The sequence below is a fragment of the Providencia sp. genome, from assembly GCF_003533305.1.
In the GTDB taxonomy this organism is placed as follows: Bacteria; Pseudomonadota; Gammaproteobacteria; order Enterobacterales; family Enterobacteriaceae; genus Providencia.
Map to the genome: position 1 here is coordinate 128,340 of NZ_DOEH01000021.1, position 14,840 is coordinate 143,179.

The window sequence follows — 14,840 nt, forward strand, 5'->3', positions numbered from 1 at the left end:
CCTTCGACTAGCGCTTAGCTTGCCAAATGCGGGTTTGATAGTCAGCAATAGTACGGTCTGAACTAAACATGCCACACCGCGCCGTGTTCAAAATTGCGGTACGCGTCCATGCATCTTGGTTTCGATAAAGATCTTCTGCTTGTTGATGTGCTACAACATAGCTTTCGAAATCAGCCATTAGCATATAGGGATCGCCCCCTTTCTTACTTATACTGTGCAAAATATCTGTAAAAGCGGTTTTATCACCATAACTATAGGTTCCGTCTTCTAACTCTTTTAAAATGGCGTCCAACACTGCATTCTTTTTACGCCATTCTTCTGGGTTGTACCCCTGTGCTTTTAGCTGTTTAACTTCATCAACGGTTAAACCAAATATAAAGATATTTTCTTCACCCACTTGTTCGGCAATTTCAACGGTTGCGCCATCTAAAGTTCCCACCGTGAGCGCACCATTTAAGGCTAATTTCATATTACCGGTACCTGATGCCTCTTTACCCGCGGTCGAAATTTGCTCAGAGATATCCGCCGCAGGGATCAATTTTTCTGCCGCTGAAACACAGTAATCAGGAAGGAATACCACTTTTAATAGCTCCCCTACCCGCGGGTCATTATTTATTGCCTGTGCGACTTGATTAATTGCATAAATAATATTTTTTGCAAGGTAATAACCGGGCGCCGCTTTTGCACCAAATAAAAACACACGAGGAACCCGCGATTTAGTTGGGTTTTCACGAATATCTTTATATAACGCTAAAATATGCAGTAAGTTAAGGTGCTGACGTTTGTATTCGTGAAGTCGTTTAATTTGAATATCAAACATCGCTAGCGGATTAATCACAATACCCGTACGAGCCTTAATAAAAGCCGCTAATTTCACTTTATTATTGAGTTTAATCGCTCGATATTGCTGACAAAATTGTTCATCATCAACATAATCTTCAAGTACATTAATCGCCTCTAGATCATTCGCCCATTCATGACTCAATGTGTTATCCAATAATGTGGCTAATTCTGGATTACATTGTTTTATCCAGCGGCGCGGTGTAACCCCATTAGTGACATTAAAGAATTTTTCTGGCCACAATTGATTATATTCAGGAAATAAATCTGTCACGATAAGCTTTGAATGCAGTGCCGCGACGCCATTTATGGCAAAACAGCTCACCACACATAAATTCGCCATACGCACTTCCCCGTCAAACACCACGGCAACCTTTTGCCAAATCGTTTTATCTTTAGGCCATTTTTGTTCAACGATTTTTTTAAAGTTTTGATTAATTGTATTGATAATCTGCATATGGCGTGGCAGTAACTGCTGAACGATTTCTTCATCCCAACGCTCTAAGCCCTCCTGCAATAAAGTATGGTTGGTATAGGCGAAGGTCTGACTCGTAATATGCCATGCACTATCCCAATCGAGCTGATGTTCATCAATCAGCACTCGCATCATTTCAGGAATAGCAATAGTGGGGTGAGTATCATTTAATTGAATAACTTCGTAATCAGCCAATACGCTCAATGGGCGCTCAGCCAGGTGATGACGACGTAAAATATCCGCTATAGAACAAGCACATTGGAAATATTGCTGCATTAGGCGTAACTGTTTTCCGGATAAATGATGATCGTTCGGATACAGCACTTTAGTTAATTTTTCCGCATCGACTCCAATTTGTTCGGCCTTTAAGAATTCGCCTTCATTAAACAAAGAGAAATCAAATGGATTATCATGTTGTGCCTGCCACAAACGTAACGGTTGCGTGACATTATTTTGGTAGCCCAAAACAGGTAAATCCCAAGCTTCTCCTCTGATGAAAAATTCAGGTTCCCAACGTTGCTGGTTACTTTCTTTAACTAGCTTACCACCAAGACCAACTCGAACATCTAACGCGCTATTATGTGTAAACCAAGGATAGCTTTCACGATGCCAATTATCAGGGCTCTCTACCTGATGTCCCTCTGCAAATGACTGTCTGAATAAGCCATATTGGTAATTTAAACCATAACCCATCGCAGGTTGCTCTACGGTTGCCATTGAATCAAGAAAACACGCCGCTAAACGCCCTAACCCACCATTGCCTAATGCCGGATCAATCTCTTCTTCGAGTAAGTCGCTTAATTCAAGGTCATATTCTTTCAGTAAATCGGCAACGCCTTGATACCAACCTAGATTCAATAAGTTATTACCGGTTAAACGACCAATTAAAAATTCCATAGAGATATAATTAACATGGCGCAATGTGGGTGATAATACTTTTTTAGGATGCGCAGCCAATAATTCCGCCATCGCGCCACTAACGGCCTGCCACCATTGGTGAGACGTCATTTCTTGTGCCGCAGCTAAACCAAAATGCTGCCATTGCCTATTCAACGCCGCCTGAAACTGTTTTTTATCAAAAGTAAAATGTGACATAGAAAAGAGAGCTCCACTGGTTGTGTAATCATATTTGATTAGTATGCAGAGCCAATAGATAAGCTTCCTCATCCCCAAGAAAATTAAGCAAGGAGGAGAACGGAGGCGGAGAAATATCGAGAGGTATCTTGATTTTAAATTTATAAAAAACAGTGAGTTAAAAATAAAGTTTCAAATAATAATATTATCGATTTATCTATTTTCAATTAACGATTCATTTTAATCTTTTAGCAAAAAGTAATAACATAAAAACCAGACTAAATACGAGCAAGCCAATATCAATAAATTAAAACCATCACCGGTAGATTAAACGAAATCCATCAATATTTAATATGTAATTAAACCTATTTACTTAATATAAAAATAAAATTTTAAGCCAACAATTTGTTTATTAAGTGTTTCTTTAAGTGCCCTTCCTTACTCAAACTCAGCATTCGTATTAAAACTGTGATAAAGCGCAACTTTGTTAGGACTAAAAACATGACATGCTTGCATAAATTGATAATCTAATAGAAGTTATGTAACAATTTATTTCTAAATATCGTTTAGGAGTGCCTTTTTGTATGGTTACTTCATTGAATATGCTAATACCTTCGAAGTTAAGTCGGCCTATTCGTCATAAAAATACAGTAATTCGCGATCGCTTACTCGACACACTCGGTACAGCGACAAACTACCGCCTTGTCTTAGTGACTAGCCCTGCCGGTTACGGCAAAACAACACTCCTTTCTCAATGGGCTGCCGACAAAGATCACATAGGTTGGTATACCCTTGATGAAGGGGATAATTTATCTGAACGTTTTGCCAATTATTTAATTACCGCGATTCAACAAGCCACTCAAGGCAGCTGTGCAAAAAGTGAGACGATGGCGCAAAAACGCCAGTATGCCAACTTGAGCTCTCTTTTTTCGCTGTTATTTATCGAATTAGCGCAATGGCAACAGCCTTTATGGTTATTTATTGATGATTATCATCTGATCTCTAACCCTGAAATTCATGATGCTATGCGCTTTTTCTTAAAGCATCACCCTGATAACCTAACACTGGTCATTTCTTCTCGCAATATTCCACAATTAGGTATCGCCAGCTTACGCGTCCAAGAACAACTATTAGAAATTGATAGCCAGCAATTAGCTTTTACCCATGGAGAAACCAAACAGTTTTTTGAAAACCGCTTAGATACTCCTCTTGATATCATAGAGTGTCAAAAATTATGTGATGATGTCGCAGGTTGGGTAACCGCATTGCAATTAATTGCACTTTCAGCCAAGCAAAATACCCATGCCGCTAAACAATCTGCTCGACGGCTTTCAGGGATAAATCTAAGTCATTTAAGTGATTATCTGGTGGAAGAAGTGCTGAATAATGTCGATAGCAGTACACGACGCCTTCTATTAACCAGCTCGTTATTACGCTCAATGAACGACCTGCTGATTGTCCGTGTATCTGGCGTCGATAACGGACAAATGCGACTCGAAGAAATTGAACGCCAAGGGTTATTTTTACAGCGCATGGACGACAGTGGTGAATGGTTTAGTTATCACCCTCTTTTTGCCAGTTTTCTACGTCAAAGATGTCAGTGGGAATTAGCTATCGAACTTCCACATTTGCATCATGCCGCGGCACAGGAATGGATGGCTCAAGGATTTCCAAGTGAAGCCATACATCATGCGCTAGCCGCAGAAAACCCATTAATGTTGCGTGATATTTTGCTACAGCATGCATGGGAACTGTTTCATCAAAGTGAGTTATTACTTCTTGAAGACTCACTAAAAGCCTTACCTTGGGATATGCTACTTGAAAACCCAAAACTAATACTCTTACAGGCTTGGCTGATGCAAAGTCAGCATCGCTATAGAGAGGTCAATACACTGTTAGACCGTGCAGAACAAGAGATGACGCAGCAATTAGACGGTGCTTTGCGTGGTGAATTTGATGCCTTACGAGCCCAAGTTGCCATCAATAATGGCAATCCTTTAGAAGCAGAACAGTTAGCCAATTCAGCCATCAAAAACCTGCCTATTGCGAATTATTATGGGCATATTATTGCGACATCTGTTTTAGGTGAAGTTCACCATTGCTCCGGTAACTTACAGAAATCGCTCAGTATAATGCAAGAAATAGAAACCATGGCATATCGCCATAGCGCTTGGCATTACGCGCTCTGGAGTATGATCCAGCAAAGCGAAATACTATTTGCTCGTGGTTTTTTACAAGCCGCAAATGACATTCAAGAAAAAGCCATAACCTTAATCCATGAACAGCATTTGGAACAATTGCCAATGCATGAGTTTCTACTGCGTATTCGAGCGCAACTTATGTGGGCTTGGGGACGACTTGATGAATCAGAAAGCGCCGCACGCCAAGGTATTCAAGTGCTTTCAAGCTACCAACCACAACAACAACTGCAATGTTTAGTGCTCGTGGTTCTTAACGCCCTTGTGCGAGGTGATATTGATAATGCGCGCAGCTATTTACATCAAGTAGAAAATTTATTGAGTAATGGCAGTTATCATGACGATTGGGTTTCAAATGCAGATGAAGTACGTGCTATCTATTGGCAATTAACCAACGATAAAGCATCAGCGCAAAGTTGGCTGCAACAAACGCCAGAACCGGTTCTTGCTAGCAACCATTTTTTACAGCGTCAATGGCGTAATATTGCGCGCGCTCAAATATTGCTAGGTGAATATCAGCAAGCACACCGCATTCTTATAGACCTCAATAATAACGCACGCAAGTTAGAATTAATCAGTGATTTAAATCGTAATCTCTTGTTGCTGAACCAACTTTACTGGCAACAAGATAATAAAATTGAAGCGCAAAATGCATTAATAGAAGCCTTAAATTTAGCGGGAAGAACTGGATTTCTCAGTTATTTTGTCATTGAAGGCGAGCCAATGGCTCAACAACTGCGTTTAATTTTGCAACTCAACGTACTTTCGGAATTAGAAAAACATCGGGCGCAGCATATTTTACGTGAGATTAATCAGCATCATCGTCACAAATTTGCTCATTTCGATGAGAGTTTTGTAAACAAGCTGCTCAATCACCCTCAAGTTCCTGAACTTATTAGGATTAGTCCTCTGACACAGCGTGAATGGCAAGTTTTAGGACTGATTTACTCGGGTTATAGCAATGTGCAAATCGCGAGTGAATTTAACGTCGCTTCAACCACAATAAAAACACATATCCGCAATTTATATCAAAAACTCGGCGTACTACATCGTCAAGAAGCGGTCACGCTCGCGCGCCAATTACTACAGACAATGGGCTATAATGCGATTTAGCCAGTAAATAGAACCTATCATATAAACCAAACGATAAACCTGTCTCATAATTTAATGTTAATACAGGTTTATCGGGAAGCCATTTGATTACCTTTCTATAGCAAGCAATAAAAAAATCCGATATTGAAAATTCAATACCGGATTTCGCAACATTTTAAACGAAGATCAAATGATCTAAAAAATGCTTAACTAACATAATATAAAATGTGCAAATTAATGACATAGAACATAATAACGAGATATCACTCAATCAAGGTTGGTTGCCTTTCACTTTTTGAACAAAGGTACTGCGCGCAGTTGTTGAACCTAGCCGTTCTGCTTCATCTAACAATTTTAATGCCCCGTCAATATCACCTTTACCGATTGCCTGTGTAATGGCTTGATTAAAGTAATCTTCAGTACCCGCCAAAATAGGTTTTGGTTTACTTTGAGCAATAGGTGCATTATTCACTGATACCGTATCACCCACGGTGATAGGTGAAACCGTTGGTGAGCCGAACAATGCCCCCACAAGCACACTTGAGCTTGAATTTGAAGCTACCTCCAAGGTGACTTTACCATCAGTAACATGTTTCGCTATCGGGTCTGGAATATCTGGAATGGCATTACCTGCACCTTTCGCATAAGCCTTTGCAGGATCTAACTGAGTCGTTGTTTTAGCCAAATCACTTGTTTTGGTAAAAACCAATAAATACAGTTGTTTTTGCCCTAACGCAGGCGTTAACTTAATGGTTCCCCTCAAACTATCCGCCACCATTATACCTGGGGCTTGATACTCAAAATACTGACTCGGAAAATAGGCAAACGGCGTCATATCTTGATCAAAAACCAATACATTGGGTGAATAGACCCTATTTTTCGTTATTTCACTAGTTAAATTTATGGTCAACTCGCCAATATTGGCAGGTACACTAAAAGCAGCAATAGGACCTTGAATATCACCAAAATTCACTATTTGACTATTTTTATCTAATACAACTGTTTGTTTTTCTGTCGAATTAACGGGTAACCATGAAATCTGCTTGAGCTGTGAGGCTGCAATATTCGGTGCTGAAGAAAGGTCTTGAGGTACGATGTTAACATCAGCCAGACTCACAGCCGGAATACTCGCCAATAACCCCACACTTAAACACAATGCCAATAGTTTCTTTTTCATATATATGCTTATTATGTTAGTTGAGCCTTGTGGTGAACAGGTGATGATGCAAAACCTGTAACCTCATCAATATAATAACTTGGGAAGAGTCACCTCTCCCCTACAGCCATTACCACCAAATTTCCATTTGTGCACCATAGCTAAACTCATCGTTATCACCACGGCTATTGGTTAAGACTCCCTTACCGCTACTATCTTTAAAGGCATTATTCATCAGGTCACCATTACTATTTTTGCCATAGCCCCAACTTTCATCCCATTTAGCATAAGTAACAAAGAAACGAATAGCAGGACGTGACCAAATACTGTCTCCCGCTTGCCACTGCTGCGCTAACGTTATTTTATATTGATTGTTAGTGGCGCTCACTTCTTGTGATTTAACATTATCGTAGCCAAGCTCAAATACGGTGCTCATAATCGGTGTCCACTTGTACATAGGCCGAATACCCACCGTCCACCAGTCAGTGCCCTTGTTATTATCAAGATCTAATTTTTGATACATTCCCACGTACATTAGATCCCATTTATCACCTAATGAAATTCCACCATGGTCAATAAACCGCCATAATTTTCCGTCATTATTAATGCTACTTCCCTGAGCAACCCCTTTGCCTTGAGAAGTCATCGCATCCGTTGCATATTGCACCGCAAATTTATTAAAACCATTTAAAACACTCTGCGTATGCTCTGCCGTCATCATCCAACCATTTTTAGACGCATCATTTTCTAAATGATAACCATCTGATGGATTTGCTCGACCGTAATCGAGTCCTAGCTCTAGCACGCCCCCCGGATTCACTTCTAAATTAGATAACCGCACATCGTAAGTATCATTTGCGGTACGATCCGCATATTTACGTTGTTGATTACTAATGAAGTTATAAGAACCACCAGTTTCTGAAGCGCGAGTTGCAGCAAGCGATAATTTACCAAATCCAAGATCGATATCATCAATCCCAGTACCCGGCCCTGAAATATCCCAATAATAGAAGTCAATCATATGGATATCATGACGTTTATAAAACCGTTTACCTGCCCAAATATCGGCGCCTGGCAAACTATCTATCAAGTTATTTCCTTGAGCAAAAACTTCACGAAATGCAGGATTTGTGCTTTCCCAGTCATTTTGTTGAGAAACTGAATAAGCCACATTCGTATCAAAGTAAAAGCTTTTATCCCCTTCTTTCCACACTTCTTGACCTAGTTTTAACTCCGCGTAAGTTTCACATTCGTTACCTAAACGGTACTTACTCTGTGCCCCTGTTAGTTGAAAACATTTTTGTTCTCCACCACTTCCCGTCCAACCAATACCTGAACGTGCATAGCCATGAAAATCTACCGCCAACACCTGCATTGGCGCGACTGCTGCCATAATAGCTATCGCTAACGAATGCTTACGCAAAGTTCTCATCGTTAATTCTCCTAAAGTCGTTTTTTATTATCTATTGATATGATTAAACGCCTTGTTCTTTATGCAACCGACGACATGCGGTGCCATCTTCTCTAAACAGATGACAACGCTCCGGTGGTAGCCCAATGGCGAATGTGGCTCCCTCCTCAATCAAAACGATATCGTTTTGCCGATAAACTAAATTTTGAGAAATAGCAGGGATTTGAATATAGATTTGAGTTTCATTGCCGAGTTGTTCAACAACTTGCACAATGCCCTCTAAAACAATGCTAGCAATATGGCTAGGTAACAAATGTTCAGGACGAATACCTAAAGACATTCGCGTACCAACCTGTACGTCAGTGCTGTCTACTGGTAACCAAATTTTTTGATTATTAGGTAATTCGACTTGTACTTGCTCTACCGCAACAGCGGTCACTTTAACGGGCAGAAAATTCATTTTAGGCGAGCCAATAAACCCAGCGACAAACCTATCTGCGGGATAATGATAGAGCTCTAATGGCTTACCGACTTGCGCAACCCTTCCTGCATCTAACACCACAATTTTATTGGCAAGAGTCATGGCTTCAACTTGATCATGAGTCACATAAATCATGGTGCGCTTAAGTCGTTTATGTAGGCGCGAAATTTCTATCCGCATCTGTACTCGCAAGCCTGCATCTAAGTTAGAAAGCGGTTCATCCAACAGAAAAACTTCAGGTTCCGCCACCAGCGTTCGACCAATAGCAACTCTTTGACGCTGTCCCCCCGACAAAGCTTTAGGACGGCGTTCAAGTAAATGTGCCAGTTGTAAAACTTCAGCCACCTGATTAACCCGCTGATCTCGAATCGTTTTTTTAACCCCAGCGAGTTTCAAACCAAATGACATATTTTCAGCAACACTCAGATGTGGGTAAAGTGCATATGATTGAAACACCATGCCCACACCACGTTCGGCAGGCGGTACTTCATTCATTTTTCTATCACCAATGAATAATTCACCATTCGTGATATCTTCAAGCCCCGCAATCATGCGTAGTAGGGTCGATTTACCACAACCCGACGGCCCAACAAAGACCACAAATTCACCTTCATGGATGTCAAGATTGATATTTTTCAATACCACCACATCACCCCAAGCTTTTGTTACGTTCCGTAACTGCACATTCGCCATACTGCTATTCCTTATTACATCGTACTGTTTGCAAACAAGTATTTTTCATTGGACAGGACTATAACGGATTGTTAAAAGCGATAAATCATCCATGACACTTTTTTTACGGTGGGAGAAGAGAGAAGGATAAAATTAGCGGTAAAATAATGAATAGTTAATCAAGGTCACATTTTTCAATCGGCCGATAGCGATAATCAATCCCTTTGGGCGTGATCTCGATTACATAAATAAAAATAATGTAATCGGGATCACAATGATAATCGTGGAGGCGTAGAGCTGAGGATGATGAGAATTTAGCGTTTACCACGCAAACTTGGGACTGTATTTTTCTTTATCTCAATTTCTCTATCTCAACGACAGGACGGGAATATGAAAATAACAATTAGCACTCGCCTACTTGTGCTTTCCACATTAATAACAGCCATGTTTTCCACAGCAGCATTGGCAAAGATTGAAGAAGGTAAACTGGTTATCTGGGTTAATGGCGATAAAGGCTATAACGGTTTAGCAGAAATTGGTCAGAAATTTGAAGAAAGCACTGGCATTAAAGTTAGCGTTGAACATCCTGATAAATTAGAAGAAAAATTTCCTATGGTTGCGGCAACAGGAGATGGTCCAGATATTATTCTTTGGGCACATGACCGTTTTGGCGGTTATGCACAATCAGGTTTGCTCGCCGAGATAACCCCAGACCAAGTTTTTAAAGATAAAGTATTCGATTTTGCGTGGGATGCCACGGTTTTTGACGGTAAATTAATCGCTTATCCTATCGCCATTGAGTCTTTATCTCTGATTTATAATAAAGATTTACTACCTAATCCACCTAAAACATGGGAAGAAATACCGGCTTTAGATAAGGAGTTACGCAGTAAAGGTAAAAGCGCATTAATGTTTAATTTGCAAGAGCCTTATTTTACTTGGCCATTAATTGCAGCAGATGGTGGATATGCGTTTAAATCCACTAATGGAAAATATGACATCAAAGATGTGGGAGTCAATAATGCAGGATCAATTGCGGGACTCACATTCCTCGTAGATATGATAAAAAATAAACATATCAATCCAGATACTGACTATTCAATCTCCGAAGCCGCTTTTAATAAAGGCGATACCGCGATGACCATTAATGGCCCATGGGCATGGGGAAACATCGATAAAAGTAAGGTAAATTATGGTGTTACTACGCTTCCGACATTTAATGGTAAACCATCAAAACCCTTTGTCGGTGTGCTAAGTGCGGGGATTAATGCAGCAAGCCCAAATAAAGAGTTAGCCAAAGAGTTTATTGAGAATTATTTAATTACCGATGAAGGCTTAGATACCGTCAATAAAGATAAACCACTGGGCGCCGTCGCACTAAAATCTTATCAAGAAAAACTAGAAACAGACCCGCGTATTGCTGCAACCATGCAAAATGCACGTAATGGTGAAATTATGCCAAACGTCCCGCAAATGTCTGCTTTTTGGTATGCCGTGCGCACCGCAACACTTAACGCGACTTCTGAGCGTCAAAGTGTCAGCGATGCACTAAATGATGCACATAAACGGATTGTTAAATAATTTGCCTCAAAAAAGCCCTACTTAAAGAAGTGGGGCGATGCGATGCATTCCATTGTCGAGGACAAACTTCATGGATGTAGTAAAACAGCCCCGTTGGTGGCGCAGCAATATATTGAAATGGCCTGTTATGACTGCATTAGGCCTGCTAACCTGCTACCTCGTGGTTTTAATGTATGCTCAAGGGGAATACCTGTTTGCCATATTAACCCTGACATTAAGCTCTTTGGGTTTATATATTTTTGCTAATCGCCGCACCTATGCCTGGCGATATGTTTACCCGGGCCTTGCGGGAATGGGTTTATTTGTTTTATTTCCATTAATCGCCACCATCGCCATCGCTTTTACCAACTACAGTAGCACCAATCAATTAACCTTTGAACGCGTACAGGAAGTGTTACTTGACCGTACTTTTCAAACAGGAAACGCGCTTAATTTTAATCTCTACCAGCAACAGGATAAATGGCAACTCACACTAAAAGATGGCGAGCAGCTTTTTGTCTCCCCTGCCTTTTCATTGGGTGGTGAACAGCAATTACCTATGGAGTTAACCAAGATAATCCCCCACGGTGAACTCGCTAACCTGAAAGCTATCACGCAAAATCGCCAAAAATTGGGCGGGATCACCGCAGTTTTACCTGATGGCAATAAACTCATTATCAGTTCATTACGTCAATTTTCTCGCACTCAGCCACTTTATACCTTAGCCAGTAATGGCACGTTAACCAATAATAAAACAGGCATTCATTATCAAGCCAATAATCAAATTGGTTTTTATGAGTCCATTGATAATCAAGGTGAATGGAGCGGCGAAAAACTAAGTCCAGGTTATACCGTTACGGTTAATTGGGATAACTTTACCCGTGTTTTTACCGATGAAGGCATTCAAAAACCGTTTATTGCCATTTTCATCTGGACCGTCATTTTTTCGGTCTTAACTGTCATATTAACCGTTGCCGTTGGCATGATATTGGCTTGCGTTGTTCAATGGGAGCAATTGAAGGGCAAAGCCGCATACCGACTATTATTAATTCTACCGTATGCAGTCCCAGCCTTTATTTCCATCTTAATATTCAAAGGATTGTTTAACCAAAGTTTCGGTGAAATAAACATGGTTTTGAGCACCCTATTTGGTATTAAACCTGCATGGTTTAGCGATCCCAATACGGCAAAACTAATGATTATTATTGTCAATACATGGCTAGGCTACCCCTATATGATGATCCTCTGCATGGGATTATTAAAAGCTATACCTGAAGATTTATATGAGGCTTCGGCTATGGATGGGTCTGGTCCCTTCCAAAATTTCTTTTACATCACATTACCTTTGTTAATCAAACCATTAACACCATTAATGATAGCCAGCTTCGCATTCAATTTTAATAATTTTGTTTTAATTCAATTATTAACTAATGGCGGACCTGACCGAATAGGCACCACCACCCCTGCGGGCTATACAGACTTACTCGTCAGCTACACTTATCGCATCGCATTTGAAGGCGGCGGTGGACAAGAATTTGGTTTAGCAGCCGCGATTGCAACGTTGATTTTCTTGTTAGTCGGCGTCCTTGCAATTGTAAATCTCAAAGCAACACGCATGAAATTTGACTAACGGAGAACCCTTATGTCGATGGTTCAATCAAAATCACAGAAATGGCGCATCATTCTTACACACTTGCTACTTTTAAGTTTTATTGCCGCTATTATGTTTCCATTGCTGATGGTCATTACCATTTCACTGCGTCCCGGCAATTTCGCAACGGGTAGCCTAATTCCAGAGCATATCTCATGGGATCACTGGCGGCTTGCCTTGGGCCTGAGTGTTGAACACGCTGATGGTCGAGTTACCCCACCACCTTTCCCTGTTTTATTGTGGTTATGGAATTCAATCAAAGTGGCTGGAATGACAGCCTTAGGTATTGTTGTGCTTTCAACAACTTGCGCCTATGCTTTTGCGCGGATGAAATTCAAAGGAAAAACGACTTTATTGAAAGGAATGTTAATTTTTCAAATGTTCCCTGCCGTCCTTTCACTAGTTGCCCTTTATGCCTTATTTGATAGGTTAGGCCAATATATACCGATGATCGGGTTGAATACCCACGGCGGTGTCATTTTCGCTTATTTAGGCGGGATTGCACTCCATGTATGGACGATTAAAGGTTATTTCGAAACGATTGATGGCTCACTAGAAGAAGCCGCAGCATTAGATGGTGCTACACCTTGGCAGGCATTCAGACTGGTTTTACTACCGCTATCAGTCCCTATTTTAGCCGTGGTTTTTATTCTGTCTTTTATTGCCGCTATTACTGAAGTACCCGTTGCGTCATTACTACTGCGTGATGTCGAAAGCTATACCTTAGCGGTGGGTATGCAGCAATATCTTAATCCACAAAATTACCTATGGGGTGATTTTGCTGCCGCAGCAGTGTTATCCGCAATTCCAATTACTATTGTATTTTTACTAGCACAACGCTGGCTGGTTAATGGATTAACCGCAGGTGGCGTAAAAGGCTAAAACTGGCAATGATTGCTCCCCTTATCAACCAAAGGGGAGCAACAAAAATTACTCACTTACCCAAGTTTCTGATTGTACCAACCACTCATATTGTCCTATCACATCCCGTTGATTTAGCCAACGTGACAGCATATCTAACATCAACATTACACTGACGTCTTGTTTCTCTTTTAGGCTATGATTAGTTGGTAAATACTGCACTCGCTGGGCGTAACTTTTATTTGGCGTATGCAGCGCTAAAGCCAATTGTCCATCGTCAAAACACCCTATTGCTAATCCAATAGCGACATTTTGCTGAGCTGATATCTGCTTTGCCTGTTCGGCAAGCTGTTGCAGCGTTTGTTGAGCGTCTCGCTCAACCACTTCGCTTGGCGTAAATAGTCCATCAACTGAACGTAATATCCAACTCAATAAGCCTGCACTAAATTGTTCACTCACTGCCACTTGTAGCTGTTTTTCACGCAATTTTCGGCTAATCGCACTCGGTAAACCTTCGGTTCCTTCAAAAACAAGATTATCGCCAACCCCTTGTTTAATCACTTGCCAATGGGCTTCCATCTCATCACGCATTGACGCAGGACCTGTAAGTTTTAACTCTATAATCGGCATTGAAGAGCGATACCCCAAAACACAATTTTGAGGATGAGTTAGGCTATCAAACTGCTTTGCTAAACTGCTTTCGCTGCGACCAAAACTGGTTAATCGTAAGCAAATTGGAGGCTCAGGTAATGTAAAACGTTGTTGTAAACGAGGTAGGATCTGTTGGTTAATCATTACTTTGAATTCAGAAGGTACGCCCGGAGTAAAAAATAGCAAACAGCCATTGATCTCGACAGAAAACCCGCAAGCAGTACCCACAGGATTATCGATGAGCTCTGCATTTTCAGGTAATAGCGCCTGCTTTCTATTCGTTTCAGGCATTACCCGCCCGCGAGCAACGAAGTAGCGCTCCATAACGTCAATCCACTCAGAATGCTCGACTAGTGGCACACCTGCCGCTTTTGCGGCAGCTAATGCACTTAAATCATCACTCGTCGGCCCAAGCCCACCATTTACAATTAAAATATCTGCGTGGAGACTACGCTCAAGAAATATTTCAACTAAATGGGCTAGTTCATCACCAACGGTTGTTCGGCAACTTAAAGGAAGACCTTGCTGGAAAAAGCAATCTGCAAGCCATGCAGCATTTGTATCTATAATCTGCCCATGTAGCACTTCATCACCGGTACTTAGCATCTCAACAACTAACATTACGCATCCTTGGCTTATCCATTCACTATTTAACTAAACTACCCCATTATCACCATCACTAAAATCAATATTTAAACATAATAAATAATCGCCAAAT

9 protein-coding genes are annotated in these 14,840 nt (G+C 40.8%); 4 read left to right on the top strand and 5 right to left on the bottom strand.

The window, feature by feature from the left end:
* Nucleotides 1-7: 7 nt before the first annotated feature.
* Entirely contained in the window at nt 8-2,410 is a 2,403-nt protein-coding gene (gene malP / locus DD649_RS13110) for a maltodextrin phosphorylase (RefSeq protein WP_294107586.1), read from the bottom strand.
* A 581-nt stretch (nt 2,411-2,991) separates the two neighbouring features.
* Between malP and malT the strand changes: the two genes are divergently transcribed.
* The gene (gene malT / locus DD649_RS13115; RefSeq protein WP_294107874.1) at nt 2,992-5,700 is read left to right on the top strand and encodes an HTH-type transcriptional regulator MalT; all 2,709 of its coding nucleotides are present in this window, start codon (nt 2,992-2,994) and stop codon (nt 5,698-5,700) included.
* A 250-nt stretch (nt 5,701-5,950) separates the two neighbouring features.
* On the opposite strand, the gene malM is transcribed toward malT, so the two are convergent.
* From malM to malK, 3 genes are all read right to left on the bottom strand, one after another.
* Complete coding sequence (gene malM, locus DD649_RS13120; protein WP_336430858.1) at nt 5,951-6,862, bottom strand: maltose operon protein MalM; 912 nt, start codon at nt 6,860-6,862, stop codon at nt 5,951-5,953.
* A 103-nt stretch (nt 6,863-6,965) separates the two neighbouring features.
* A complete protein-coding gene (locus tag DD649_RS13125; protein ID WP_294107588.1) occupies nt 6,966-8,267 on the bottom strand; it encodes a maltoporin in 1,302 nt (433 codons plus the stop codon).
* A gap of 43 nt (nt 8,268-8,310) precedes the next feature.
* A complete protein-coding gene (gene malK / locus DD649_RS13130) occupies nt 8,311-9,420 on the bottom strand; it encodes a maltose/maltodextrin ABC transporter ATP-binding protein MalK (protein ID WP_294107590.1) in 1,110 nt (369 codons plus the stop codon).
* Between the two features lie 369 nt (nt 9,421-9,789).
* On the opposite strand from malK, the gene malE reads away from it, so the two are divergent.
* From malE to malG, 3 genes are all read left to right on the top strand, one after another.
* Nucleotides 9,790-10,980 (top strand): maltose/maltodextrin ABC transporter substrate-binding protein MalE, encoded by a 1,191-nt coding sequence (gene malE, locus DD649_RS13135; RefSeq protein ID WP_294107592.1) that lies wholly within the window; start codon nt 9,790-9,792, stop codon nt 10,978-10,980.
* Nucleotides 10,981-11,050: 70 nt separating this feature from the next.
* On the top strand, nt 11,051-12,589 hold the full coding sequence (malF, locus tag DD649_RS13140) for a maltose ABC transporter permease MalF (protein ID WP_294107594.1): 1,539 nt from the start codon (nt 11,051-11,053) through the stop codon (nt 12,587-12,589).
* Nucleotides 12,590-12,601: 12 nt separating this feature from the next.
* The gene (gene malG / locus DD649_RS13145; RefSeq protein WP_294107596.1) at nt 12,602-13,492 is read left to right on the top strand and encodes a maltose ABC transporter permease MalG; all 891 of its coding nucleotides are present in this window, start codon (nt 12,602-12,604) and stop codon (nt 13,490-13,492) included.
* 48 nt (nt 13,493-13,540) lie between these two features.
* On the opposite strand, the gene DD649_RS13150 is transcribed toward malG, so the two are convergent.
* A complete protein-coding gene (locus tag DD649_RS13150; protein WP_294107597.1) occupies nt 13,541-14,743 on the bottom strand; it encodes a nicotinamide mononucleotide deamidase-related protein YfaY in 1,203 nt (400 codons plus the stop codon).
* Between the last annotated feature and the right edge of the window lie 97 nt (nt 14,744-14,840).